General features: G+C 41.9%; 20 protein-coding genes. 12 read left to right on the plus strand and 8 right to left on the minus strand.

What is annotated here, in order from left to right; all coding sequences use genetic code 11:
* Position 1 precedes the first annotated feature (1 nt).
* Both BM386_RS05430 and BM386_RS05435 read right to left on the minus strand, forming a co-directional pair.
* A complete protein-coding gene (locus tag BM386_RS05430) occupies positions 2 to 253 on the minus strand; it encodes a hypothetical protein (protein WP_091692080.1) in 252 nt (83 codons plus the stop codon).
* Between the two features lie 33 nt (positions 254 to 286).
* Positions 287 to 1,387 carry a glycosyltransferase gene (locus BM386_RS05435; protein WP_091692081.1) on the minus strand — a complete coding sequence of 367 codons (1,101 nt, stop codon included), beginning with the start codon at positions 1,385 to 1,387 and terminating at the stop codon, positions 287 to 289.
* A 21-nt stretch (positions 1,388 to 1,408) separates the two neighbouring features.
* Between BM386_RS05435 and ruvC the strand changes: the two genes are divergently transcribed.
* Positions 1,409 to 1,984 carry a crossover junction endodeoxyribonuclease RuvC gene (gene ruvC / locus BM386_RS05440; RefSeq protein ID WP_091692082.1) on the plus strand — a complete coding sequence of 192 codons (576 nt, stop codon included), beginning with the start codon at positions 1,409 to 1,411 and terminating at the stop codon, positions 1,982 to 1,984.
* Between the two features lie 50 nt (positions 1,985 to 2,034).
* Here the strand turns inward: ruvC and BM386_RS05445 are convergent, their stop codons facing one another.
* Positions 2,035 to 2,586 carry a porin family protein gene (locus BM386_RS05445; RefSeq protein ID WP_091692083.1) on the minus strand — a complete coding sequence of 184 codons (552 nt, stop codon included), beginning with the start codon at positions 2,584 to 2,586 and terminating at the stop codon, positions 2,035 to 2,037.
* Positions 2,587 to 2,764: 178 nt separating this feature from the next.
* Here BM386_RS05445 and BM386_RS05450 point away from each other — a divergent pair, with 178 nt between their 5' ends.
* Positions 2,765 to 3,328 carry a Crp/Fnr family transcriptional regulator gene (locus BM386_RS05450; protein ID WP_091692084.1) on the plus strand — a complete coding sequence of 188 codons (564 nt, stop codon included), beginning with the start codon at positions 2,765 to 2,767 and terminating at the stop codon, positions 3,326 to 3,328.
* Between the two features lie 19 nt (positions 3,329 to 3,347).
* Here BM386_RS05450 and BM386_RS05455 read toward each other — a convergent pair whose 3' ends face one another.
* The 3 genes from BM386_RS05455 to BM386_RS05465 form a co-directional block, all read right to left on the minus strand.
* Entirely contained in the window at positions 3,348 to 3,887 is a 540-nt protein-coding gene (locus BM386_RS05455) for a hypothetical protein (protein ID WP_091692085.1), read from the minus strand.
* Between the two features lie 149 nt (positions 3,888 to 4,036).
* Positions 4,037 to 5,203 carry a PepSY-associated TM helix domain-containing protein gene (locus tag BM386_RS05460; RefSeq protein ID WP_091692086.1) on the minus strand — a complete coding sequence of 389 codons (1,167 nt, stop codon included), beginning with the start codon at positions 5,201 to 5,203 and terminating at the stop codon, positions 4,037 to 4,039.
* Positions 5,203 to 7,581, minus strand: coding sequence for a TonB-dependent receptor (locus BM386_RS05465; protein WP_091692087.1), 2,379 nt, complete (start codon positions 7,579 to 7,581; stop codon positions 5,203 to 5,205). Before BM386_RS05465 ends, BM386_RS05460 begins: the two co-directional genes overlap by 1 nt.
* Before the next feature lie 222 nt (positions 7,582 to 7,803).
* Here BM386_RS05465 and BM386_RS05470 point away from each other — a divergent pair, with 222 nt between their 5' ends.
* The 10 genes from BM386_RS05470 (at position 7,804) to BM386_RS05515 (ending at position 23,951) form a co-directional block, all read left to right on the plus strand.
* Positions 7,804 to 8,403, plus strand: a complete 600-nt coding sequence (locus tag BM386_RS05470; protein WP_091692088.1) for a hypothetical protein — start codon at positions 7,804 to 7,806, stop codon at positions 8,401 to 8,403.
* A 190-nt stretch (positions 8,404 to 8,593) separates the two neighbouring features.
* Entirely contained in the window at positions 8,594 to 10,273 is a 1,680-nt protein-coding gene (locus BM386_RS05475; protein WP_091692089.1) for a hypothetical protein, read from the plus strand.
* Between the two features lie 10 nt (positions 10,274 to 10,283).
* The gene (locus tag BM386_RS05480; protein ID WP_091692090.1) at positions 10,284 to 11,807 is read left to right on the plus strand and encodes a ferritin-like domain-containing protein; all 1,524 of its coding nucleotides are present in this window, start codon (positions 10,284 to 10,286) and stop codon (positions 11,805 to 11,807) included.
* 188 nt (positions 11,808 to 11,995) lie between these two features.
* A complete protein-coding gene (locus tag BM386_RS05485) occupies positions 11,996 to 13,363 on the plus strand; it encodes a purple acid phosphatase family protein (protein ID WP_091692091.1) in 1,368 nt (455 codons plus the stop codon).
* A 172-nt stretch (positions 13,364 to 13,535) separates the two neighbouring features.
* A complete protein-coding gene (locus BM386_RS05490) occupies positions 13,536 to 18,587 on the plus strand; it encodes a translocation/assembly module TamB domain-containing protein (protein WP_244545464.1) in 5,052 nt (1,683 codons plus the stop codon).
* Positions 18,577 to 20,871, plus strand: coding sequence for a translocation and assembly module lipoprotein TamL (gene tamL / locus BM386_RS05495; RefSeq protein WP_091692092.1), 2,295 nt, complete (start codon positions 18,577 to 18,579; stop codon positions 20,869 to 20,871). The genes BM386_RS05490 and tamL overlap by 11 nt, the downstream gene beginning before the upstream one ends.
* A gap of 181 nt (positions 20,872 to 21,052) precedes the next feature.
* Positions 21,053 to 21,511 carry a DinB family protein gene (locus tag BM386_RS05500; protein WP_091692093.1) on the plus strand — a complete coding sequence of 153 codons (459 nt, stop codon included), beginning with the start codon at positions 21,053 to 21,055 and terminating at the stop codon, positions 21,509 to 21,511.
* Between the two features lie 121 nt (positions 21,512 to 21,632).
* On the plus strand, positions 21,633 to 22,004 hold the full coding sequence (locus tag BM386_RS05505; RefSeq protein ID WP_091692094.1) for a VOC family protein: 372 nt from the start codon (positions 21,633 to 21,635) through the stop codon (positions 22,002 to 22,004).
* A 31-nt stretch (positions 22,005 to 22,035) separates the two neighbouring features.
* Positions 22,036 to 22,743, plus strand: coding sequence for a class I SAM-dependent methyltransferase (locus tag BM386_RS05510; protein WP_091692095.1), 708 nt, complete (start codon positions 22,036 to 22,038; stop codon positions 22,741 to 22,743).
* 101 nt (positions 22,744 to 22,844) lie between these two features.
* Positions 22,845 to 23,951, plus strand: a complete 1,107-nt coding sequence (locus BM386_RS05515; protein WP_091692096.1) for an acyltransferase family protein — start codon at positions 22,845 to 22,847, stop codon at positions 23,949 to 23,951.
* Between the two features lie 124 nt (positions 23,952 to 24,075).
* Here the strand turns inward: BM386_RS05515 and BM386_RS05520 are convergent, their stop codons facing one another.
* Both BM386_RS05520 and cysM read right to left on the minus strand, forming a co-directional pair.
* Positions 24,076 to 24,612, minus strand: coding sequence for a pyridoxamine 5'-phosphate oxidase family protein (locus BM386_RS05520; protein ID WP_091692097.1), 537 nt, complete (start codon positions 24,610 to 24,612; stop codon positions 24,076 to 24,078).
* Between the two features lie 227 nt (positions 24,613 to 24,839).
* The gene (gene cysM / locus BM386_RS05525) at positions 24,840 to 25,715 is read right to left on the minus strand and encodes a cysteine synthase CysM (protein WP_091692098.1); all 876 of its coding nucleotides are present in this window, start codon (positions 25,713 to 25,715) and stop codon (positions 24,840 to 24,842) included.
* Positions 25,716 to 25,765 lie beyond the last annotated feature (50 nt).

Consider the following 25,765-nt stretch of genomic DNA (forward strand, 5'->3'; position numbering starts at 1 on the left):
TCTACAGTGTATTATGTGCCATCAGGCCTTTTTTTGTTGCCAAAAAGTGTAAATCTTTTCCTTCTTTGATAATGTCAACTTCCCCAAACCGCTCGGTATCGGGATCATCTAGACATTTGATAAAACCTTGTTCATAGAGACTTTGCAAAGTGGAGAGTAGCAAATCCTCTTCCCAAGCTAAGGCTTCCGCAAGGTAGGAATAGGGCTGGACAAAATAGAGTTCGTCCATCAAGTCAAATTCTTGGTCGTTCATGATTTAATTTTCAGATTCTAAATTAACACTTCTCTAGTTCTCCCTGCCTTTCCAAGTGAATTTTCCACTTAAAGCCGCAATCCCAACTCGTAAAACGTAGAAAGGATGTACCACTGAAATTTGGAGTATTGCACCAGTATTAAGTTGCCTTCCCATTGTTTTAAGAACTTTGCCTAGGCTCAGTTTTTCAGCAGCGATTTTGATCAGCCAAGCTACTCCAAAAGTCAGTAACCCTTTTGCTCCCAGAAGTACTAGATACACGCTTCCTATCCATACCAACTGAATAAGAAAAGCTGCTATTGCGGAGCAGGCATGGGAAATAGAAAAATGTGCTCTCCATTTACTTGCCCATCGTACACGTTGACTGATCAAAGAATCCCAAGTAGGCTCTGCTTTTGTCTTAACACTTGTATCTGCTGAAACCAAATAGTGACAAGCATCTTTGCCATACTTTGCATGGATTTTCTTTAGCAAAAACTCATCATCCCCAGACGCCACTTGACGATTCCCTTCATATCCATTTACTTCCTCAAAAGCCTCCTTTCTATACGCCAGATTTGCAGCGCTACACATCAAAGGCTTCTTCTGCGCAAAAGAATAATTAGTAAGAACTAAAATACTAGCCCAGTCCATAGCTTGAAAATCCGCTAAAAAGCCCGGCTTCTCCTCCACCATGACAGTTCCTGTTACCAGCTGAACTTTTGGATCTTGAAATGGCAAAACCATACTTTCTACCCAATCCTCTGCGAATTCACAGTCAGCATCTGTACAAAGCATGATTTGTCCCTTTGCTTCCTTTACTCCTACTTCCAGCGCACTTTTCTTGCCCAGGTTTCCACTTTTCAAAATTCTGACATAGTGATCCCGCTTAAAGGTCTTTTGCAAAAGCGCCAAAGAATTATCTTCAGAATGGTCATCTATCAACAGAATCTGGAGATCGGGATAGGTTAATTTCTTCAAATTCAAACACAAGCCTGGAATATTTTCAGCCTCATTTCTGAAAGGAATAAGCAAAGTCACTGCAGGAACAAAAGTCTGATCCGCAGATATTTCAGATTTGGGCGCCCAAAATCTACTCATCCACCAATGCAATGTGAAGTAACTCAGAGACCAGATCAGGTAAAAACTTAGCATGTTTTGGGCTAACTTGCAGGGGTGAGCAAAGAACAAGAAAAAGCACCAAAGGAAAAAATCATATTAGGCATAGATCCGGGAACCAACGTGATGGGCTATGGAGTGATTTTGACCGAAGGAAAAAAGTACAAACTCTTACAGTACGGTGTGATTCACCTTAAAAAGTATGGAACGCATGAGTTGAAACTCAAGAAGATTTTTGAACGAATCACAGGAATTATAGAGGAGTTCTTACCTGACAGTGTAGCCTTGGAGGCTCCTTTTTTTGGGGTAAATGTGCAATCTATGCTGAAGCTTGGTCGAGCGCAGGGAGTGGCAATGGCAGCAGCATTGGCAAGAGATATACCGATCACAGAATATTCTCCAAAAAAAGTAAAGCAATCTGTGACTGGCAATGGAAATGCCTCCAAAGAGCAAGTTGCGGCCATGCTTCAGACACTTTTCACGATAACTGAACTTCCCAAAATGCTGGATGCAACTGATGCGCTGGCAGTGGCCTTATGCCATCACTTTCACGAAGGCAGAATCCAGACTAAAGGAAGAAATGCTGGTTGGAAATCCTTTATTGAAGAAAATCCAGATCGGCTTAAAAAATAAAAACCCGGCGCTAACCGGGTTTTTACTTTCTTATGGACTTTTAAAATCGTTTAGAAATCATAGCCAAGTGAGATTTTCAATACATTGTTTTTGACATCCTGATTGTAATAATTGACACTTTGGAACCCTATATCATAGCTCACTTGTGCATTTAGACCCAGTGGTAAGTTGGCACCTACTCCGACTACGCCGGAAATATCATAGCCTCTGATAGGCTCGGTAGTAGATTCAGTGCTTCCATCTGAAAACTCACGATTCCTAGAAACTAATACAGATCCTTGTGGGCCTGCAAAAACATTAAGAAATGGAAGGAAATTAACACGGACTAAGACGGGTACATCCAAATAACTTAAAAGCTCTTTGTCAGTAGATGGTGATCCGTTCAAAAGATTTGTGTACCCCTTCTGAGAATATTGAATCCCTGGCTCAAAAGCCAAGAAACCAGCGCCAATCTTATAGTACGCTCCCGCATGAAACCCTGAGAGAGGATCAGAATCAAAGTCAGAGAAATTCGCACTGCTGAAGCCTGCACGAAGCCCAAATTGTGCATGCGCTGTTCCAAACAGCCCAAGGACGAATACAAATGCCAAAAGTTTTTTCATGGATTCATTGATTAGTTGATAGAGTTAAATTAGAAGTTTTAAATAAATATTAGCTTAAAATCCTAGATATTTCCATTTTTACAAGCAGTCTTAACTTGCTTCTTTTTAAATTAACTGTGTCAAAAATCGCACTCATAATCGTAGCAAAGCGCTACCGCAACTTTTTAGTAAAGAACAAATGGAAAATTTCTCAAGTCTTTTCAGCAAATTCCCTACCACAAGTATTGAAGCTAAAGAAGCTTTCGCAAGTCATCTAGAAGAATTTGAAGTAGAAAAAGGCTTTTTATTAGAGAAAGAAGGGCAAGTAAGCAAGTACCTTTACTTCGTGGCTCTAGGTTCTGCACGAAGTTATTACATACGCGACAATCGTGATATTACAGTCTCCTTTACCTTAGACGAAGAATTTGTCACTGCCATGCATTCTTTCATCACACGAAAACCCTCCTACGAAAACATTGAAACGATGGAGAAAAGCAAGGTGTTCAAAATCTCATACGATAATCTCCAAGCTTGCTTTCTTGAATTTCCGGAGCTTGAGCGGGCATACCGAATGATTTTGGAGCAATACTATATAGTGCTGGAAGAGCAACAGATCTTCACCAAATTCAAAACTGCTAGGGAAAGATACCTCGAATTGATGCAATATCGGCCAAAAGTAATCCACAAAGCTTCAGTGGGTCAAATCGCATCATTTCTCGATATGACCATAGAAACGCTCAGTAGAATACGGGCAAGAATCTAACTTTCATAATTTCCCTCAATCAACTCCCACTTCCCTTAAACTGATCCTCCTTATAGGCAAAAAGCACATTAAAGGTAGTCAGGGAACCGTAGCACCTGGTGATGTACTGCTGGAGATGCACGCGATCCTCATCATCCAGTTTCGGGTGGTTGTTGATATTTTGCTCCAAAACCCGCAGCTTTTCCCGCACCATCACAATCTTGTGAAAGAAAGTTGCCATAGGAATTTCCTTGGATTGCAGGCTTTCGTCATTGGGCTCGAAAACCACATTGCCACCCATCCATTTTCCACCGAGTGGTACGATGGGTGCTCGCTCTGAAGTCTGGATTAAAGCTTCACGGATGGCTTTTTCCACATCCTTCATCGTGAGCATGGGAAAATCAGGAACCTTTGCTTCCTCTACAGTAAAACCCTCGTAATCTCTTGCGAGGGTTTTTACTTCCTCCGTGTTATAAAAATAGATTTTGTAATAAGTGTCGTCCACAGAAAGGATCATCCCTGTGCCGAATTTTGGGTGGGAAAGCTTGCTTCCCGGTGCTAATTCACTTGCTGCTGCCATATTTTCAAAAAAGATTTAGAAGACCAAAATAGGCAATTTTGCGAAAACCTAAACTGTCTATAGTCCGAGGAATACTCAAAATTTAAAATAAAAAGAAAAGGCTGCAATCCCTTGCTACCTTCCTTTATTTCAAGCTTTGAAAAAGCAAATCAAACTTCCGTTAGTACCATTTTCGATTTTCTTTGAGCAGCTGGTTCTTTTTTCGCTTTATTCCTTCTCCCCCACCAGATCAAAAATCCTGTTACCGGAAGTGAGGCGATAATCGCGCTTAGGAAAAAAGCCAAAATCTTACCCGGCAATCCTGCTATGGCTCCCACGTGCACATCATAATTCATCCGCATGATTTTCTGAGCGATTGTCGCCTCTTCGAATCGGTTGTAAAAATGGTCTACTGGAAGTTCTTCGAGCGTATTCTGATCAAAATATCTATAATCAGATTTCCAATAAGTCGATGCATCGGGATTGGCATTAGCAGCAAGGGCAGATCCCTCAAATTCAGGCGGATGAACTTCTATATATTCAGCATCGGGATATTCCGCATTCATTTTCATCCACACCGCATCCAAAGCAGGGATCTCTCCCTGATAGGTTTGGGTAGAATCGGATAAAGGGTTGTAATACTCTACAAATTGATCTCCACCGGAAGCCATAAAGTAAAGCCCGTCTCTAAACCAAATAAAACCCCAAACCAAACCGGTAATCGCGAAAACCAAGGCAAAAGTCATCACATAAAAGCCCAGCACCTGATGCAAATCGTAATTCTTCCTTCTCCATCTTGCTGACCACTTGATCTTCAAACTTTGATTGAGATTCTTCTTTTTCTTTGGCCACCAAAGGATCAGACCAGAGATGACCATAAAAAGGAAAATTAGGGTGAAACTCGCTACTACAGGCTGACCGATTTCCGGCGGTAGCCAGAGGTAAAAATGCCCGTCCAAAACGATTCGGAAAAAGTCTGCGTACTCCTCTTTGAGCTTCAGCACCTCACCAGAATAGGGATTGATGTAGGCAATCTGGTAATGGTCATTTCCCTCTCCATAGCTGAAGAAAATCGCCTGAACGGATTTTTCTTTGTTAGGGTAAAGCAACGCATGCAAATGACCTTCTGGATAGGCCTCTTCTGCGATTTTTGAGATTTCGCTGGGAGGCAAAACAGCTTTGTCCTCTGGCTCCACATGCAAAAAGGAATAGGTCAAATCCTTGATCTCTGCCTGAAAAGCATAGATGCAACCGGTCACTGCCACTATAAACACAACGAGCCCGGATGAAAGTCCGAGCCAGAGGTGTAGTTTATTTACGGTCTTTTTAAAATTCATCAAAATCTATAATTAAGGCTGATGGAAGCATTACGCAAGTTCTGCGGAGTCACGGTTGACCATCCTGAATAGTATTTCTGATCTGTCAAATTGTTCACTTTCAAAGCCAGGAAATATCTGGAACCTGTATAGGAAAGTGAGGCATTGTAAACCTGGTAAGCAGGAAGCGCAAAGCTACCGATATTTGCTCTATTCATAGTAAGGTATTCGTTTGCAGCATTTCCCCCAAATCCTACTCCGAAGCCTTTTAGTGCTCCAGCAGAGAAGGAATAGCTCGCCCAGAAGTTGAACAGATTCTCTGGACCAGCTTCCTCAGGACGAAGTCCCAAATAGCCACTTTCCGCATAATCCTTAGTCACTTCAGCGTCATTTGTACTGAATCCAGCTACCAAGTTCAAACCTACCACCGGAGTGGCGATCACGCTGAACTCAAAACCCTTGCTGACTACTTCCCCACCCTGTATGGAGTTGTTGATATTAGTCGGATCAGTCATCACACGATTGGAAACGGTGATGTTGTAGTAGCTGGCGGTGGCAGAAATTTTATCTTTGTAAAGATTGGTTTTCACCCCGAATTCCAATTGATTGGCTTTCTCAGGATCAAAAGTTTTTAGCCTGTTATTGGTCCCGTCCGCATCGCTTACATTTACTGGAGCAATATTCACGAAGCCATTCATGTAGTTACCAAAAATGGAAACCTTGTCCTTCACTGGCTGATAAACTATTCCAAATTTTGGAGAAACAGCCGTCTGGGTATTTTCTTCAGAATCTGTTCCCCAAGCTTCATTCTTGAAATTGTCAATTCGCACACTTGCCATGGCGGAAAGCTGAGGAAGCAATTCAATCACATCAGATACATAGGCACTCATGATGCGGGTATTTCCGGTGGAATTTCCTTCGAAAGAACCCTTCAACAAATCATCTACGCCAGCTTGAGTCAATACACCTGTATCCGCTCCATCTGAAAGCGTCACTACACCATTTCCTACCCATCCTGTGCTGCTATTGATCAAGTCAGCGTCGTAATAATCCAAACCAACGATCATCTTATTTCTCATGGAACCCAAGTTGAAATCACCGATGAAGTTCTGCTGAATATCTGTAGTGACGGTTTGCGCATTTCGGTCAGAGATAAATCTGGTAAATGAATCTCCATCACTTGCATCAAATAGGTAATGATAATATCCGTCAGTTTTGGTGGAGCTTCTGGAAACTACCGTCTGTGAAGTCCAGTTGTTAGAAAGCTTGTAAAAAGCCTGCGCCTGAAGTGCGTAAGAGGAGTTGTTGATGCTGAGCTCATTTCCTGTAAAGGATTTCTCATAGTTCCGCTCAAAAGGATCGATGGAGTCAAAAGTCAGCGGATTATTTCTGTTCAAGAAAATCATCGGAGCATTCACCGAATTCGAGTTCAAAAATTCGGTATTGATCAGGAAAGTCAGTCTTTCGCTCGCTTCGAATTTGAAGGAAGGAGCAATGAAAAATGAGTTTCTTCCCCCGGCGTCCTGGAAAGTATTATTGGACTGATAGGCTGTATTCACACGCATGGAAGCGTTTTCGTTCAGCGGCACATTGACATCGCCAATGATTCTGTTCAGGCCATAGCTTCCTGTGATAAAACCAACTTCACCTTTGAAAGTATCAGTTGGGCGCTTGGTCGTGATATTGATCAGTCCTCCGTAAGAAATCACAGAGCTACCAAAAAGCGTCCCGGATGGGCCTTTGATCACATCCACAGTTTCCACATTTGCCGGATCCAGACCACCGTTGTTCAAGCTTGGCATTCCGTTCACCATAGTTGGCTGCACTGCAAAGCCACGCATGGAATAGTATTCCGCTCCATCGCCTCCACGTCCTGTAGATTCCCAAAGTCTGGTGATACCTGTGGCGTTCTTCAAGGCATCATTCATGTTGGTCACTACTTGGTCTTTTAGTAGTTTTTGGGAAATAGAATTGTAAACCTGAGGATTCTGCAGATCCGTAAGTGGCAGCTTCGCAATGGTGAAGTTACTATCTGAGTAAAATCTATTGGAAGATAGGTCTGTTACGATTACTTCTGACAAATCTGTGGAGCTTTCTGATAATGTGAAATTAAGGGAAAGGGCTTCTCCTGCGTTGAGCTGAATGCTTTTCTCCTGTGTTTCAATTCCAACAAAAGAAGCAAACACGGTATAAGTACCTGGCGCAATGTTCTTGATTTCAAAAAAACCATTTCTATCGGTCGCCTGGCCTTTTGCAAGGCCTTTGATCCCGACATTTACAAATTCCATCGGCTGATCATCCGAAGTAGTTACAAATCCTTTGATGCTGGCAGACTGGGCGAAAGCGCCAAAAACACAAAGGAAAAATAGGCTGGGGAGGAGTAGAAATCTACGATTCATGTTGGTTTGGTTTTCAAATATTTCACAAACCTATTACTTAGATTAATTCTAAACAAGCGTTATTTAGAATTAATCTAATAAAAATATTGAATGAATATCTCTACCCTTTCCCACACGACTATCATCAAAACATTAGATATATTTGATTCTTTACTTTTTTGCATCTCTGGCAACCCAAATTACAGGAGATTTGGATAGTTTAGCTAAACAACTTCTTTGCTGATGAAACGCATTCCCTACTTAAGCATCCAAGCCATCTCGGTTTTTTTGGGCTTCACCTTCTGGGGCTCCGGCATGGCAAAGCTCTTCTACGAGCATCAGTTTTTTGGATGGATAGGGCCGGTTTGGTTGATCGAAGAACTCGAACCTTACGGACTTGGACTTTATGGAAAATTCATTGCGCTCAGCCAGATCACCATTGGCTACATGCTGGTCACCATACGCTATAAGCTTCTTGGCAGCATCATGATGCTTCCGCTGATTGGCAATATCCTGATGGTGACCATCTCATTGCAATGGAAAGGAACTCCATTTGTGCTTGGCTTCCTGCTTTTACTTGATTTGATCCTACTTTGGCAATACCGTGACTTTTTCAGGCCACTTATCGATGAGGGTAAAAGTAGATTTGATATAAAACCCAGAAAAATCAGGACTAGAAATGGGCATTTGGTATGGCTTGCTGGACTTGCTTTGCAGTTTTTTGCTATCCAGGTTTCTTATTGGAATTGGCCGGCAGCCTGCGGAGTGGTTTTGATGGGATTGTTACTTTCCGGTCTAAGCTTCAAGGTGGATAGAATGCATTCGATTTTAGATCAAAAATAAATTCTTTGCCTCTTCAATTTATTCTAAAAAACTTTGAAACCCACCAATTTACTTTTTCTACTCATAAAAACGTAAGTAGTTAATAAATAGCTATTTAATTATATAAAACAGGCATTTCAATTAGCTATTCCAGCATAAAACCGATATCTTATAGCTTTCTTTTTAGTGAATACTTTTAACCATTTATTTCATGTCTTATTTAAATTCTCCCCGCTTGACTTTTTCGGGACTGTTTCAGGCAGACCCTTCCACAGTCAACAATGATCCTACCCACTTCAACAATGAAACCTTCAAGCCGAGTTTTCAAAAAATGCAAGAAGGCAAAAATGCCAACGGCTGGTGGAACCCTGAAGGCACTGGCAACTGGCGATTTCTGAATTGCGAGGTAAAAAGTGTAACCTACCTTGATGGTACATCCACCACCAATGAAGCCGATGATCCTGTTCTGAGCATGTCCATCATGGATTCAGGCACAAAAGTGGCAGGTAAAATCGTCGATCTAGATACTCAGCAACAAATGGTCTCCGCCCTGTGGGGATTAGTCGTACGTCTGGTTTCTGGAGAAAAAGAAATCCTAAAGGCGGATTATGAGGTGGCTTCATTCACCAATATCTGGATGAGTAGGGCTCCGGCTCTCAGTGGTGACACCACAGCAGCAGCCATCTATCAATCTGTCCTAAAAAACATTCATTGGGATATTGACAATTCAGATTCTCGCTTTCTCAAAGAACTTTATCTACTAGGAAGGTATCAACTTTCTATCCAGTTTACTGTGGATCTCTACGACATGGATCATACTTCTCCACAGTTTACCATTGGCAGAATTACGGGATCAATAGCACCTCAATACAGTGAACCCAGCTTTTTCACCATTGGAAGGCCACTTTTCCCGCAAACCAGCAAGGTAAATTACGCAAATGCTATCGTAGATCTGGAACAAAAAGCAGTTGTACTGGACCTTGCTAATTCCTTTCCTGTAAATCCCGATGGGAACTTACTGAACAATTCCAATTTATCCCTGGCGGTACTTGACAGTTCTGACAACAATAAGCCAATTGAAATCGGTGTAATTGATTTCCAAGATCCAGGCTGGTATTCTGTGAAATCAGGAATTATGAGTTTCCCTTTAGCCGATAAACTGGAGCTTGTAGAGAACAACCCCTTGATCATCTTGGATCAAAATAACAACGTGCTCTTAAAGGAGAGTTTAGAATATGTTTGCGCAGATAAGTTTGTGTTTTACCTCAATCCAGGCGAATCTTGTGAAGTAGAATTCTATGCCACTTCGCTAGGAAAACCGCTAGGCAACAGAACCATAGAACTGCAACTCAATGCTAGTCAATTTGGCCCTACCCCTCCTCAGGTTGGATGGCCTGAATCAGCACTGTCATTCCCTGAAACAGTAACGCTGGATGACGCTGGAAAAGCAAAAGTGACCATCATTGCCGGTGATCCTGGCAATCCTCGGGGATATATTGATGGACAGGTTTATGGTATCGCTTATAATCTCTCCACAGATCTTTTTTCAAACTGCAATCCTTCAAATTTCATCAGTATCCTGGTATTTGACAAAGTACCCGAAGATAAAATAGCCAATCCTACTTGGGATGACATTCAGCCTATAATGCAACAGTATGCCAACCTTTACCCGCTGATGTCGAAGGGAATATTTAATCTGGCTGATAAAGAAGTTGTAGATGCCAATGCTGAGATTTTAAAGTTCGTCTTTGGCAAGGATAAAACTGATCCCAATTACATGCCAGCTACCAGGGATCTTTCACGCGATAAGTCTGCTATGATTCTAAACTACCTGAACTCAGTCTTGAATCAAGCTGCCCCAAACGACTCAGTCACTTTTAAAAAATTATAACCCCCAAATCATGATTTTTCTTAAGCAAATTTCCATCAATACCATAGAAGAACTACGTACTGCTATACAGACAGCTATTGAGCTAGAACACTCTACTATTCCTCCATATCTAACCGCAAATTTCACTCTGAGCAACACCGGCAACGATGCTATTTCCAATGTGATCAGCTCGGTAGTCGGTGAGGAAATGCTTCATTTATCTATCGCCTGCAACCTGCTCAACGCGATAGGAGGAAGTCCAATTCTAAATCAACCGGAATTCATCCCTAAGTATCCTGGTCCACTTCCCGGAGGTGTAGATACAGGTCTAATTGTTCCTTTGGAAAAATTCTCCGTTGAGTTGGTCAGCGATGTCTTCATGTCCATCGAAGAACCTGAAAAACCTATTCATATCAATGCATTGACCGGAGCAGAAGGCTCAATGACCATTGGGCAGTTTTATCAAAAAATAAGTGAGAAACTCATCTTTTTTGAAAAAGAAGCCGAGAAATCAGGTCAAACCATCTTTACTGGTGACCCTGACAAACAACTTATTTACCCGAAGTTTTTCCCTGAAAAGCTACTATATCCGATCAAAGGATTGGATGCTGCGCTGAACGCCATAACCATCATAGTGGATCAAGGCGAAGGCACAGGCACAGATCCTTTTGTAAATCCAGATGACTCGGCGGTCGAAGAGCCAGCACATTACTATCGGTTTCAGGAAATAGTCAAAGGAAAATCCCTGGTCCGGGATAGCTCAGGAGGATACTCCTACTCTGGATCTCCAGTGGCATTTGATCCTAAGTCTGTTCCAAATATGAAAGCCAATCCCAAAATGGCTGATTTCCCTGTCAATTCCCTCGCCTATCAATACAGCAAATTGTTCAACTTTACTTACACCAGTTTATTGAACTGTTTGCATTTAGCTTTCAACGGCCAACCTGAAAAAATGGATGATGCAATGGGCCTGATGTTTTCTCTCAGACTTTATGCAGGCAAATTACTAGCAACCCCATATCCAAATTGCCCAGGGTACGTAGCCGGCCCCAGCTTTGAGTTCGTAGCCAATGAGGAAGTTCCTAAAGAAGGAAATCCTTTTATGGAAAAGGCGTTTTTCAAAGCAAACTCCCTAGTGACAAAGATTTCGGTAAGCGACATAGAAAAATCCAAGGATTTCTATGTAAACCTTCTGGGATTCACTGAAGATGAAAGGTACAGAATCAATGCTGGAGGGAATTTCGGCAACGAATCCTATGTGCAACTAAATCTATTAAAAGGAGGTCAAAATATAGTGACACTTGGGCTTTATAAAGACATTAGCCAGCCTTTTGCCCCAGCTCCTCAAAATGGCACAGTACCAAGTTTTATCGTGGAAGATATTGAGACTACCCTTAAGATTTTCCAGAAGGAAAAAATCAAAATAGATTCGCAGGATGGTCAAATTATAGTATCCAATACTTCAGATCAAGGATATGTAGATCGCTTTTTTTTCTTCAGAGATCCTGACAATAACTCCTTTGTTATCCGGGAAAACATGACTTATACCAATTAGTCAATCTTAAACCTACAGATTCAAGAGACACCTCAATACTTGCTTATTGAAGGTGTCTTTTTTCTGAGAGGGATTTAAATGGGGACTTACAATTAAATCAGATTTAAAAATTCCTTAATGCATCTAATCGCTAGAACCTCACATTTATTCCCTTCTTTACAATCTTATTTTATTAAAATCCTGGCTTAATGAATACTGCACCTAAGTTCATATTTACATTTCTATTTTTAGTAGTCTCATCCTTTCCTCTTTTCGCGCAGAAATTTCTCCCAACCGATTTTCCAGACCGTATCATTCTTACCTGGTCGGATGACCCAATGACTACCCAATCTGTAACCTGGAGAACATCCGCAGCTGTAAAGGACTCAAAAGCACAATTCATCCTTGCCCCAAATACGCCAATTTATTTAGACAGCGTGGAAACTATGGAGTCCAAGACTGAATTTCTAGAAGTGGATAGCGTGCAGGCAAATTACCACTCAGTGACATTTCGAAATTTAGAACCCGCGACCACTTATGCCTATAGAGTAGGAAATGAAGGTACTTGGTCGGAATGGTTTCAATTCACAACGGCACCGGAAAAAGGCACTCCTTTCTCCTTTGTTTACTTCGGAGATGCGCAAAACAACCTAAAATCCCAATGGTCTAGAGTCATCCGTCAGGCCTATTCAAATTTGCCAAAAGCAGCTTTCATGCTTCATGCAGGAGACCTGATCAATAGAACGCAATCGGACTCTGAATGGGGCGAATGGAACCATGCAGGTTCTTTTATCAACGGCATGATCCCAAGTATAAGCACCCCTGGCAACCATGAATATGACAGTGAAGAAGACGGCACCTTGGTTTTGGATTATCATTGGAAAAAGCAATTCACACTGCCTGAAAATGGCCCTAGTGAGTTTTCAGAGTCCGTTTATTACCTAGACTATTCGGATTTGAGAGTGATCTCTCTGAACTCTCAGGAAATCGTACAAAATGAGGTTTCCATGGAAACTCAAAAAGTCTGGCTGGAAAAAGTCCTTGCTGAAAACACACAGAAATGGACCATCATTACGTTTCACCATCCGATATATTCATCAGGCACTGGCCGTGACAACAAGGAGTTCCGCGAGGCATTCAAACCGATTTTTGACAAGTACAAAGTTGACCTCGTACTTCAGGGCCACGACCATTCCTATGGCCGGGGCAGAAACCTTCCTTCTGGGGTAGCTAATCAAGACCCTGAGGCACAGGGCCCAGTATATGTGGTTTCCGTCAGTGGGCCTAAAATGTACAACCTGACCTTTGACAAGTGGATGGATCGCGCGGCCTCCAACACCCAGCTGTATCAAATTATTTCTATCGAAGGCAACCAGCTTCGCTATGGTGCCTACACCGCCACAGGTGATTTATACGATGCATTTGACCTGATCAAGGAAGAAGGAAAGCCAAAGGAATTCATAGATCGTTCCGATAAAGCTATCCAGGAGGCAATCGAACTCACTCCAGGTTCGGAAAAGAAAATGACTCCTGAAGAAATGGCTGAATACATGCGTACCTACAAAAATGGTAATTGACAAGAGTTCAATGCCTCTGGAAACTCAACAAAGTATAGTTTAATTGGGTTGAAAGTAAATGTAGAAATAGGTAATCTGGCTTATTTATTGCCCTATAATTACTTTAGTGAAAAGTACATTTACTTATATTATTTAAACACTCAATCCCATTAAACGCTTTTTCGGTAAATTTTTGAAGATTCTGGGTATTACGATAGCCGTAATTTTGGTAATCGTAAGTGCCTTGATTCTATTTATCCGCAGCCCTTGGGGTCAGGGGATAATTGTGGACAAAGCGACCTCCTACGTTTCTGAAAAAACAGGCACTGAAGTATCCATTGAGCGCCTTTTCATTACTTTTTCGGGAAATATTTATCTGGAAGAATTATACCTAGAAGACACCAAAGGAGATACCTTGGTTTACTCAAAAAACCTGGAAGCGGGAGTTGCTTTTGGCCCACTACTGACCACTGGAAATATCTCTGTCACCAAACTGGATTGGGAAGGCTTGGTAGCCCGAGTGAGCAGAAGCGCAGAGACTGAGCAATTCAACTTTGACTTTTTGATTGAGGCATTCTCTTCCCAAGCTGTGGATTCTACACAAACTGTAGCTGCAGATACTACCGCATCCGATCCTTTAAAAATCAAACTTTCTCCCATTTCTCTGCGAGATTTTGACATCAAATACCTCGATGAAGTGATGGGTATTGATGCTGAGATATTACTGGGAGAATTGGATGTGACTATTCCGGGTTTGGATTTGGAGGAATATGAATTTGATATTGAGGAGGTAACTCTGAAAAACACTAAGATCAAATATCATCAGACAAAACCGTTTCCTCCATCAGAAGAATCTGCTGAGGAATCTCCTTCGCCAATTGTAAATGTGGATGAACTAGTCCTCGCAAATGTCAGTGCTGATTATGTAAGTGAACCTGATAAGCAGAATGCGCAAGTTCAGATCGGGAGTCTACTGGTAGAACTTCCAAAAGCAGACCTGCGCACTCAGACCATTGAACTTACCACCCTGGCATTGGATAAATCCTCTATACTTTTCCATGATTTCTCCACAGATACTCCAGTTGAAAGTTCAGAAAGCACATCCGAATCATCTCCATTCGCCTGGCCAGATTGGATCGTTGAAGCTGAGAAAATTGACATAGACTCCACAAACATCGAATACAAATCAGCAGATGTAGCCGTGCAAAAAGGCAGCTTTAATCCTGAAGCAATTGTTATCTCCAACCTGAGATTTGATGCTGAAGATTTGTTCCTAAAAGACGAAGAAGTTGGGCTAAGCCTGCAGGAATTCCATTTTCAGGAAGGCAGCGGATTTGCGTTGAAAGAGTTTCAGTTTGATCTGGAGGCTGGCAATGACTCCGCTGAGCTGGACAACCTTTTACTCGCCACTAACAGAAGTAATCTCGATGCTACTATCGGATTAGAATACCCTTCTATTCAAGCACTGATAGATGATTACGAAAGCCTGAAGTTTGACTTGGAAATCAATGAATCCAAATTAGATGTGCGTGACAGCTACTTCTTCGATCCAACATTAGCACAAGACACGCTGATCAGAGAACTGGCCAAGGATCCTATCTTGCTGGATTTGATTGCCCGCGGAGATTTGAAAGACCTTGATATTCCAAGTTTAAACCTCCATTGGGGAGCAAGTGATTTCTCTGCAAATGGAATGGTAAAAAACCCGATGGACGTTGACCTACTTTCTTTTGACTTTCCAGAAATCAACCTTTTGACTAATAGAGAAACACTACTGAAATTCGCAAAAGAAGAAGATTACGGGGTAAAGTTTCCTGAACAACTAGACTTGCAAGCAAGTGCCAGTGGAATGCTGGATGACCTTCTTGCTGACCTGGATTTACAGACCGATATGGGTAATATCCTGTTAGCTGGCACCTACCAAAACGATGGACAACTAGCCTTCGACGCAGATCTGAAAGTAGATCAACTTCAGCTTGGCAACCTTCTCAAGCAACCGGAATTCGATACTTTAACTTTTGAAATCATCGCTAATGGTTCTGGCTCGGATCTGAATAACCTGAACGCAGAACTCTCCTCCACTTTTGAGCGACTTCGCCTGTATGGATCTGATTATTCAGGTTTGAAGCTGAAAGGTAAACTGGTAGATGGAGCGGGAGATCTAGAGGCAGGTTTGAACTCAGAATTTCTGGATTTCTCCTTGCTGACCGAACTAGACCTGGATTCTACCAATTCTATTATCAATCTCCACCTCGATCTGGAAGGTGCGGATTTCTATGCACTTGGCCTTACGGCTAACAACTACAGAGCCAAGCTAATATTAGATGCTAATTTTGAGGGAAATCCAGCCGAATTTGACCTTAAAGCACTACTCCATGAGGGCACTATTCTCTACGATGATCGCAATTATCCATTGGGAAAAATATCTTTAGAAGCCAGCGTAAGAGAGGATTCTACTAGCGTGGACATCGCCAGTAAGTTACTCAACGGGTATATGCGTACCAATACCAACCCGACCGACCTAACAACCGCTTTAACAGCGCATTTCAGACACTACCTGGATGAATTAGATTCCTCGTATCAAGTGGGGGAAGGAAACATAGTCATGAATATGGATCTGAAAATTTCAGATGATCCATTACTCACAGATGTGCTATTGCAAGGCTTGCAGGAATTTGATTCGGCAAGCATCAAAGCCGATTACTACCAAGAGATCGATTCACTTACAGCTACTATAGAATTCCCTTATGTCAACTATGGGGGAACTGAAGTGGATAGTCTTGGGCTTAGAATTCGCTCAAATGAAAACGTGTTTCGCCTCTACTTTGGTTTTCAGGATCTGACTTCAGGACCACTCAGCATGGACAAGACCTTCGTCACCGGTCAGCTGGCAGATTCCCGAATGTATTTTGATTTTCACTCCTATGAAGACGAGGAGCGCACTTACCATGTGTCATCTGATATCGGACTTGATGGTGATACGCTAAGCTATCATGTTTCCTCAATTGATTTGATTTTGAAAGGTGAGCAATGGAATGTACCGGAGGAAAACCTGGTGAAATATTCCGGGGAAAGCCTGGAGTTTAAAGACTTCACATTCAGCAAAGCGAATCAGGAACTGTCCATGGTGAATAATGTTGAAGGTTTTACTGATGAAAATATCGCACTGGTCTTTGAAGGGTTTAGACTTTCTACGATTACCAGTTTGCTGAATCCTGAGGAAATCATCGCTGGCGGCAAAATGGACGGCAGGCTTGTGGTAGAAAATCCTTTTGGCGCTACTGGACTGATGGGTGAGCTTAGGGTGGACAGTCTGAAGGTGTTGGATGTACCACTCGGGAACATGAATTTGGACGCAACGGCAAAAAGTCTGGGTAACTACATATTGGCATTAAGTCTTAAAGATGACGGAGTGGATTTCGACCTGAATGGTGAATTCGTAGCAGACGAAGCAGGAGGAAACTTTGACATCCAAATGGATCTGAACAGAATTGAAATGCAGAAAATTGCAGGTTTGTCTCAGGACCAGATTTTGGATGGATCAGGGTATTTATCAGGCACCATCACGGCTAATGGCACCACAAATGAGCCGAAGTATGAGGGAGAGTTTCAATTCCATGAAGCTTCATTTGTACCTGCACAGCTCAGCACGAAATACATACTTTCCAACGAAACCATCCGTGTAGATAACGAAGGGCTTTACTTTGACCAGTTTACCATCCGTGACACAGAGAGTAACACCTTTGAGATAGACGGAACAGTATTTACTGAAAGCTATATCAATCCATCTTTTGATTTGAAACTCACCGCTGACAATTTCCTGGCAGTAAACTCGACCGATAAAGAAAATGATTTGGTTTATGGAAAAGCAAGTCTTGATGCGGATGTCACCATCAGAGGCGACTTAGTTCTACCGATTGTGAGAGCTGAACTTGGGGTGAAAAACAACACTGATTTAACCGTAATTATCCCAGAATCGCAACTTGACTTAGTGGAGCGTGAAGGAGTAGTATTGTTTGTCAACAAAGAAAATCCTTACGATATCCTTACCAGACAAACCGAGGAAACAACCAGTGCATTCTCTGGATTTGATATTCGGGCACTGTTGAAAACTGATCCAGATGCTCTCTTCACTATCGTCATTGATCCGGCTACCGGTGATAATCTGCAGATATCCGGAGATTCCGATCTGCAGATGGATATCAACCCAAATGGACGGATCACGCTGAGCGGAAACTACGAAATCACTGGCGGACATTATGAAATGTCACTTTACAATCTGGTGAGCAGGAAATTTAAAATCAATCCTGGAAGTCGAATTACCTGGAACGGCGATCCAATGGATGCCTCCATGGATATACAGGCAATCTACGAGGTGGAAACGGGAGCTTCAGAGCTAATGTCAGCTCAGCTTACAGGAAGCACTAATCAGACCCAGAACCAATATCAGCAGCAGCTTCCTTTCTTGGTTTATTTGAATGTCAAAGGCGAATTATTGAGACCGGAAATATCTTTTACACTCGACATGCCAGAGAACCAACGAGGGGCATTTGGCGGAAATGTATATTCCAGGGTTCTACAGATCAACGAGCAAGAAGACGAGCTAAACAAGCAGGTTTTCTCACTTTTGGTACTAAATAGATTTTTTCCTTCATCGGGCAGTGATGGCTCAAATGGCGGAGCAGAGGCAATTGCAAGAAACAGCGTTAGCCAAGTGCTCTCTGACCAAATGAATGCGCTTTCCAGTAAGCTTTTTGGGGACAGCGGCTTCCAGGTAGGTTTTGATGTGGACAGCTATCAGGATTATCAATCAGGGAGTGCACAGAACAGAACTGACTTGAATATAAGTGCCCAGCAGACGCTATTTGATGATCGACTGATCGTGCAGGTCGGCAGCCAGGTTGATCTGGAAGGAAGTTCGCAAAGCTCCGAGCAGGCAAATTCGGTGTTGGCTAATATCAGTTTCGAATACATGCTCACAGAAGACGGAAGATGGAGAATCCGAGCATTCCGCAAAAACCAATTTGAAAGTATCATTGATGGGCAGCTTATCGTGACCGGTGGTGGTTTGATATTTAACCGTGAGTTCAATGAATTCCCAGAACTCTGGAGGGCGCCAGATCCTGAAGAGGAAGACAAGACTAATCCAATAGACGAACTGGAAGAAAAAAGCAACAAAGAAAAAAGAGCTGAAAGAAGGAAAGAAAAAAAGGAGGCAAAAGAAGCACAGGAAAATGAAGATTAAACATTTCATATCGACGTTAATCTTAATTCTGCTTGCAACAGTCTATAGTTGCAATGTGAAAAAGTTTATCCCAGAAGGGGAATTCCTCTACAAAGGAGCCGATCTGAAGGTGAATACTGAGAGCCAAATCAACGAGTTGGACCAAGTAGAAGAAGAATTGGAAGGTCTTCTCCGTCCAGAACCAAATAGTAAGATTTTTGGAATGTACGTAGGGCTCTGGGCCCACTACAAAGGCACCCAGGAAAAGCCCGGATTCATTAATCGTTTTCTCAATAAAAAAATAGGTGAAGAACCTGTTTATTTCAGTCAAGTAGATCCATCTAGAACTGAGGATCTTATTCTTAACAGACTGGAAAATCGTGGTTTTTTCTACAGCACTACAGATTCCGAAGTGCTCCGAAAGGGGAAATTTGCATCAGTCGATTATACTGCTGAGATCTCCACTCCATACACGTTGACCGAAGTGGTGGTGGAGCGAGACAGTATGGAAATTGACAAGGAAATCATCGCGATGATGCAGGAAACCAAGCTGGATTCTGGAAGTAGGTTTGCCCTGAACACCTTGAATGCAGAAAGGGCTAGAATCGATTCCACTTTGAAGGAAAAAGGCTATTACAATTTCAATTCTGACTTCCTGATTTTCGAGGCTGATACTAATATCTCCGACAGCCTGCGCTTATTCAAATTATACCTCAGGCTCAAGAAAAATGTACCTCCTAACGGAATCATTCCTTACAAAATCGACACAATCAATGTCTTTCCGAATTACTCAATCGATGAAGATGGGGAAAGCCTGGATACGACATTTTATGACAATAAAAACTTCATCCAAGGCAACTTGGTATTCAAGCCAAAGTTGCTAAATGACTACATTCTTATACAAGACGAACAGCGATATAATCCTACGCTTTCCAAATTATCAAGTAACCGCCTAAGCACAATTGGTAATTACAAATTCGTAAATCTGCGGTATGAGGAACTAGCTACCAATGATTCTCTGGGTCATTTGAAAGCGAGTTTTTACTTGTCCCCCATGACAAAGCGCTCCGTCCGAGCCGAGCTTTTGGCTGTCTCCAAATCAAACAACTTTGCCGGTCCGGCTCTGAATCTGGTGTATCGAAACAGGAATCTTTTCAAAGGTGGAGAAACGCTGAATTTGACGGGAAGAATAGGATATGAATTTCAGATTGCCGGAGGAGAAGACAGAAAGGGGCTGACCTCACTTGAACTGGGATTGAATGCAGATCTGATCTTTCCACGGGTGATTTTCTTCGTTCCGATAAAAGAGAAATTCAGCTATTCGGTACCAAAGACGAAAATGGGTGTAGGTGTAGAATACTTAAGTAGAGGTGGCTTATATAACCTTAATTCAGTTTCTACCAACTATGGCTACTTCTGGAATGCAAATCAGTTTGCTTATCATGAGATCAATCCGATCAGTCTGAGTGTAGTTAACCTGAGCAAAACCTCTCCAGAATTTGACAAGATTTTGGATGACAATCCATTTTTGAAGCGAAGCTTCGAACAGAATTTTATTGCTGGAATCAATTACACATTCAATTACAACAAGCTGAATGACAGATTTCGTACACATGGATATTTCCTAGGAGTAGGTTTGGATTTTGCTGGAAACACTCTAAGTCTTGTTGATAAAGCTATTGGCAAAGATGACGGCAAGTTTCTGGGATTGGAATATGCCCAATATGGCAAGGCTGATCTGGATCTTAGATATCACCTAAACATCGACAAGAAACAAACGATAGCTACCCGATTATTTGCAGGTGTCGGAGTTCCTTTTGGCAACTCCTCCTCTTTGCCCTATGTAAAGCAGTACTTTTCCGGTGGACCAAACAGTGTTCGAGCATTTAGAATCAGATCTATTGGACCAGGTACCTATCGACCAGAAAATTTCGATGTAAATTCTTTCTTCGACCAATCCGGTGACATCAGGTTGGAAGCAAACATTGAATATCGCTTTCCGATTGTCTCGCTACTAAAAGGAGCCTTATTTATGGATGCCGGAAACATCTGGCTGATGAATGAGAATGAAGCGCTGCCTGGAGGGAAATTCACCAAAACCTGGTGGAACGAACTTGCTGTAGGTACCGGAGTCGGTTTGCGTGTGGACATTCAGTTTTTTGTGATCCGATTTGATCTGGCCACTCCAGTTAGAATTCCTTATCTGGAAGAAGGGGAACGTTGGGGCAACACATTTGACATCGGAAGCAAAACTTGGAGAAAGGAAAACCTGATTTTCAATTTTGCAATCGGGTATCCTTTCTAAAGAGTACTATGATGTAGTTTTGTTATTTTGGAACATCATTTCTACCTGCCAATTTCCCAAAAAACCGCTCTAACTCAGTATATTCAAGCAGATAATAATTGACTTGATGAACACCTGAAGTCAATATGAAATCCGAAAACTGGTTCCTGAATCAATTAACACCCACTATACCAATCGTCTCATGAATAACGACTTCAATATCTGGGAAAACAACCGCAACATTTACCTGAAATTTCTCATTCACAACTCACTTGAACAACTAAACAAGATTCCTGAAGGATTCAACAATAACCTGATTTGGAATATTGGCCATGTGATAGTCGTACAGCAGCGTCTGGTCTATGGACTTGCAAATCTGCCCTTGAATATTTCCGATGATTTGTTTCAAAAATATAAGCCTGGTACAAAACCTGAGCTGGCGGAACCGCTGGAGACAGTAGAGCTTTTCAAGGAGTTATTGATTGAGCCAATAGAGCAGACCAAATCGGATTTTACATCTGGAAAACTAAATGACTATTCACCTTATACTACGTCGAAAGGATTCCATTTAGCCAGTGCTGCAGATGCGATCACTTTTAACAATTACCACGAAGCGATGCATCTAGGTACAATGGTAAGCCTGCTGAAATTCATCAAATAACTAATTCGCCATGAACAGGATCTCCACTCTTGCCACCGCCATTTCAGTTTCCTTTAGTCTCGGCTTTTTTGTACATTCTTTTTTTCCTCCATCAAAACCAGAACCTAAACAAGTAGAAAACATGAAATTAGGAGCATTTTCTGTTAGCCTCAGCGTCAAAGACCTTAGTAAATCCAAGGAATTCTATGAGAACCTTGGTTTCTCCGTTTTCGGCGGAGACATGAAAAATAACTATTTGATCATGAAAAACGAGCGTACTCTGATCGGGTTATTTCAAGGTATGTTTGAAGAGAATATTTTGACATTCAATCCAGGATGGGATGAAAATGCGAAGAAGGTGGAAGGCTTTCAGGACGTGAGAAAAATCCAGCAGCATCTTAAATCCGCGGGAGTAGAAATAATCAATCCGGCAGATGAAAACTCAGAAGGTCCCGCCAGCTTTGTGGTAAAAGATCCAGATGGAAATATGATTCTCTTTGATCAGCATCTTTAGTCGCAGCCCTTTTTAATACTTAAACTCACTTATGAATAAATCAAGCACAGCGGAAATACGAGAAAGATTCGATAATGATGTGGAACGTTTTTCCAATCTCGACACCGGACAGGTCGCAACTATCGATGCCAAAATATCTTTGGAACTCATCACCGAAGCAGCAAAACGAATTGTGCAAAATGCTGAATCTATTTTGGATGTAGGCTGTGGTGCGGGTAATTATTCGCTGATGATGCTGAGCAAAATCCCAGATTTAAACTGCACGCTGCTAGACTTGAGCGGCAAAATGCTCGAAAAAGCGATGGAACGTGTTTCTGCAGAGACTAGCGGAAATGTATCTATTTTTCAAAGTGACATTAGGGATGTGTTGTTGCCCGATGCTTCTTTTGACATTATTCTGGCTGGAGCTGTACTTCATCACTTACGGGATGATATTGACTGGGAAAGCACATTTACGAAGCTGTTTAAACTCCTCAAACCAGGAGGATGCTTGATGATTTCTGATCTGATCACCCAAGACACAGCACTTCTGAATGCCTACACCTGGGAGAGATATGGAGATTATCTGGAAAGTATAGGAGGAAAAGAATATCGAGATAAAGTATTGGGCTATGTGGAAAAAGAGGATTCCCCTAGATCGATGAATTATCAACTGGAATTGATGAAAAGGGTGGGTTTCAGTAAGGTTGAAATCCTTCATAAAAACATGTGCTTTGGTGCTTTTGGAGGGATAAAGTAACTGAACAGGCCACCAGCCATTTATAAAAAACCAGTGGGTTTTCAAATGAAAATCGAAGTCAAATCCTTATTTTGGATAACTACTGTTTTTAAGACAAACCCATGACCAACCTACCTTTATCTGATCATAAACGATTGGTTTCCCTTGATGTATTCCGGGGGATCACCATGTTTTTATTAGTTGCAGAAGCTGCTTCCGTTTACCATACACTCTTGGAGGCCAATCCTGAAGGTGCTTTTCTACATCCCTTCTTTTTACAGTTTACCCATCACCCTTGGCATGGGCTTCGATTCTGGGATTTGATCCAACCCTTTTTCATGTTTATAGTGGGTGTGGCTATGCCATTTTCCCTGAATAAGAGAATGGCAATTGCCAGTGACCGAAGTAAGGTGACTCGGCATATGCTAAAGCGATGCTTGCTTTTATTTCTATTTGGAACTGGTCTCCATTGCGTATATTCGGGTGAGTTGGTTTTTGAGCTTTGGAATGTTTTGACCCAGTTGTCCTTTACCATTTTGGTCACCTATTTTTTACTAGATAGGACATGGAAAGTACAATTAGGCATCTCAATGGGTTTACTTGCCTTGACGAAAATCATGTACAGACTTTATAATCCGGAGGTACCTTATGAGCATGAAACTAACTTCGGGAATTACATGGATCAGATCCTGATGGGACAGATCAATAATGGCGGTTGGGTAGCAATTAATTGCATCCCGACTGCCGCGCATACGATTTGGGGAGCAATTTGCGGGAATTTGCTTCTTTCCAAAAGGTCAGAGAAGGAAAAAATTAAAGCTCTGGTAATTGCGGGAGTTCTTGCCTTAGCAATTGGATATGGCTTGGATCTAGTAGGAATTACTCCGATTATCAAGCGGATCAGCACCACTGCATTTGCTTTTGCTTCTGGAGGTTGGGCGATGTTGGCGTTAGCTTTCTGCTATTGGTTGGTAGATGTCAAAAAGATCAATTCATGGGTTTTCCCTTTCGTGATAGTAGGCATGAACTCAATTTTTATTTACCTCTTTGCAGAGATTTTAGGACATCGCTGGCTCTATGGATTTATTGAGATTTTCAGCGCAGGAGTGTTAAATGCCCTTGGAATAGGTGAATCGGCTATCGCGATTATTACAGCTTTTCTGACCTTAGGAGCCATGTGGTATTTATGCTATTTTCTATATAAAAAGAAAATCTTCTTTAAGATTTAATTTCCTTATGGTACAGCAAAGAAGCAACGAAAAGACATGGTATGATGCAACTTCTCTAGAAGCAGCATACCAGAAAAAAGGTGATCCGACAATCGGATCACCTCTGAACTTTAAAGTGCCCCAACTACACTTTTAAAGTCCCTTCAATGGAATCATCCATGGTTTTTCCTGAAATAGCGCTGATCAAAACTTTGATTCCAGCGACTGCATTTCCATGCTTATTGTCCCAATAATATCCACTGTCAGGTATAAATTGAATTACTGAGATTCTAGGGTCATCTTTTCCTTCGGTAAACCAAGCCTTGACAGTAGGGTCCCAAAGTTCTTCGATTTTGGCTCGGTCATCGGTAATTACCGCATGCCCATTAAGCTCCAAAAAGTCAGAATAAGATGAACCTTGAAAATATAGTGTAACATCCGTATCTGCAGCAATCTCCATGTTTTTCATGCTGTCCTTGGCACTCAGAAACCAGATATTTCCGGCATCATCTGTTTTCTGAACAGACATAGGCCGGGATTTATGCGAATTATTTAGGCTGGTAGAAGTGACAAAAAAGCAGGAGCCTGACTTGTCGATCAGACTACGGATTTTCTCCACAGCTTCTGACCCCATCAAATCTTCTTTATTTTGTTCTTCTTGGTTTTCGTTAATCGAGTTCATGGTATAGTTGGTTTAGTCTTTCAATTATTAACCTATAAGTAGGTTCAATTGAAATATTGCAAACCCTCTGCCCAAGAACATACTTCTATTATAAAATCCACCAAAGTAGCCTCAAAACATCATTAGAGATTATTTAAGAGGTAATCCTTTCTTGACGAAAGAAAAGATCAGTGGATTAAACCATAGCAATAATACCTCAATAGGGGAAAATGATTCCTAGGCTGGAATTAACCAAAAAGATCAGAACTTAAATAACGATCACCCCGATCACAGGTAATGCAAACTATAAGACCTTCTTTCAAAGTCTTGGATAACTCAATAGCAGCATGCAAAGCACCACCGCTACTCATTCCTGCGAGTATGCCTTCTTCTCTAGCCATGCGACGAGTCATCTCAGTAGCTTGATCCTGACTTACATCTATGACTTGATCCACGCGGCTTGGATCAAATATCTTTGGCAAAAACTCAGGTGACCATCTTCTGATTCCAGGAATACTAGATCCATCTGTAGGTTGAGTCCCTACGATCTGAATGTCAGGATTTCTTTCTTTCAGATATTTTGAAACACCCATGATAGTGCCCGTAGTACCCATAGCAGAGACGAAGTGTGTGACTTCCCCATCTGTAGCCTCCCATATTTCCGGCCCAGTGGTTTTATAGTGAGCCATGTAATTGTCAGGATTACCAAACTGATCTAGCATGAAGTATCCTTCTTTGCTCAACTGCTCAGCTAAAGTCCGAGAATATTCTATCGTCTTTGCTGCAGGGGTCAAAATCACCTCAGCTCCGTAAGCCTCCATAGAAATTACTCGCTCTTTGGTGGAATTGTCTGGCATGATCAAGGTCATCTCTAAACCCAGCACCTTGGCGACCATGGCCAATGCAATACCGGTATTTCCACTTGTTGCTTCTACCAACTTGTCGCCGGACTTGATTTCACCCCGATCCATCGCGCTTCTCAACATATTATAAGCCGCTCTATCTTTTACACTTCCACCGGGATTCTGTCCTTCCAGCTTACAAAAAATCTTAACTTTTGGATTTACTGGAATATGATCCAACTGGATCAACGGAGTGTTTCCTATTAGTTCGAATAGCTTCATGAATGTAGAGTTGAAATTTGGTGTCCAGAGAAGGCCAGAAGGAAAATACT

It is taken from the genome of Algoriphagus locisalis (genome assembly GCF_900116615.1).
Lineage (GTDB): Bacteria > Bacteroidota > Bacteroidia > Cytophagales > Cyclobacteriaceae > Algoriphagus > Algoriphagus locisalis.

Coding starts and splice junctions, on each gene's coding strand:
- BM386_RS05430 (WP_091692080.1), bottom strand. CDS start 253: ATGAACGACCAAGAATTTGACTTGATGGACGAACTCTATTTTGTCCAG.
- BM386_RS05435 (WP_091692081.1), bottom strand. CDS start 1,387: ATGCTAAGTTTTTACCTGATCTGGTCTCTGAGTTACTTCACATTGCAT.
- BM386_RS05445 (WP_091692083.1), bottom strand. CDS start 2,586: ATGAAAAAACTTTTGGCATTTGTATTCGTCCTTGGGCTGTTTGGAACA.
- BM386_RS05450 (WP_091692084.1), top strand. CDS start 2,765: ATGGAAAATTTCTCAAGTCTTTTCAGCAAATTCCCTACCACAAGTATT.
- BM386_RS05455 (WP_091692085.1), bottom strand. CDS start 3,887: ATGGCAGCAGCAAGTGAATTAGCACCGGGAAGCAAGCTTTCCCACCCA.
- BM386_RS05460 (WP_091692086.1), bottom strand. CDS start 5,203: ATGAATTTTAAAAAGACCGTAAATAAACTACACCTCTGGCTCGGACTT.
- BM386_RS05465 (WP_091692087.1), bottom strand. CDS start 7,581: ATGAATCGTAGATTTCTACTCCTCCCCAGCCTATTTTTCCTTTGTGTT.
- BM386_RS05470 (WP_091692088.1), top strand. CDS start 7,804: ATGAAACGCATTCCCTACTTAAGCATCCAAGCCATCTCGGTTTTTTTG.
- BM386_RS05475 (WP_091692089.1), top strand. CDS start 8,594: ATGTCTTATTTAAATTCTCCCCGCTTGACTTTTTCGGGACTGTTTCAG.
- BM386_RS05480 (WP_091692090.1), top strand. CDS start 10,284: ATGATTTTTCTTAAGCAAATTTCCATCAATACCATAGAAGAACTACGT.
- BM386_RS05485 (WP_091692091.1), top strand. CDS start 11,996: ATGAATACTGCACCTAAGTTCATATTTACATTTCTATTTTTAGTAGTC.
- tamL (WP_091692092.1), top strand. CDS start 18,577: ATGAAGATTAAACATTTCATATCGACGTTAATCTTAATTCTGCTTGCA.
- BM386_RS05500 (WP_091692093.1), top strand. CDS start 21,053: ATGAATAACGACTTCAATATCTGGGAAAACAACCGCAACATTTACCTG.
- BM386_RS05505 (WP_091692094.1), top strand. CDS start 21,633: ATGAAATTAGGAGCATTTTCTGTTAGCCTCAGCGTCAAAGACCTTAGT.
- BM386_RS05510 (WP_091692095.1), top strand. CDS start 22,036: ATGAATAAATCAAGCACAGCGGAAATACGAGAAAGATTCGATAATGAT.
- BM386_RS05515 (WP_091692096.1), top strand. CDS start 22,845: ATGACCAACCTACCTTTATCTGATCATAAACGATTGGTTTCCCTTGAT.
- BM386_RS05520 (WP_091692097.1), bottom strand. CDS start 24,612: ATGAACTCGATTAACGAAAACCAAGAAGAACAAAATAAAGAAGATTTG.
- cysM (WP_091692098.1), bottom strand. CDS start 25,715: ATGAAGCTATTCGAACTAATAGGAAACACTCCGTTGATCCAGTTGGAT.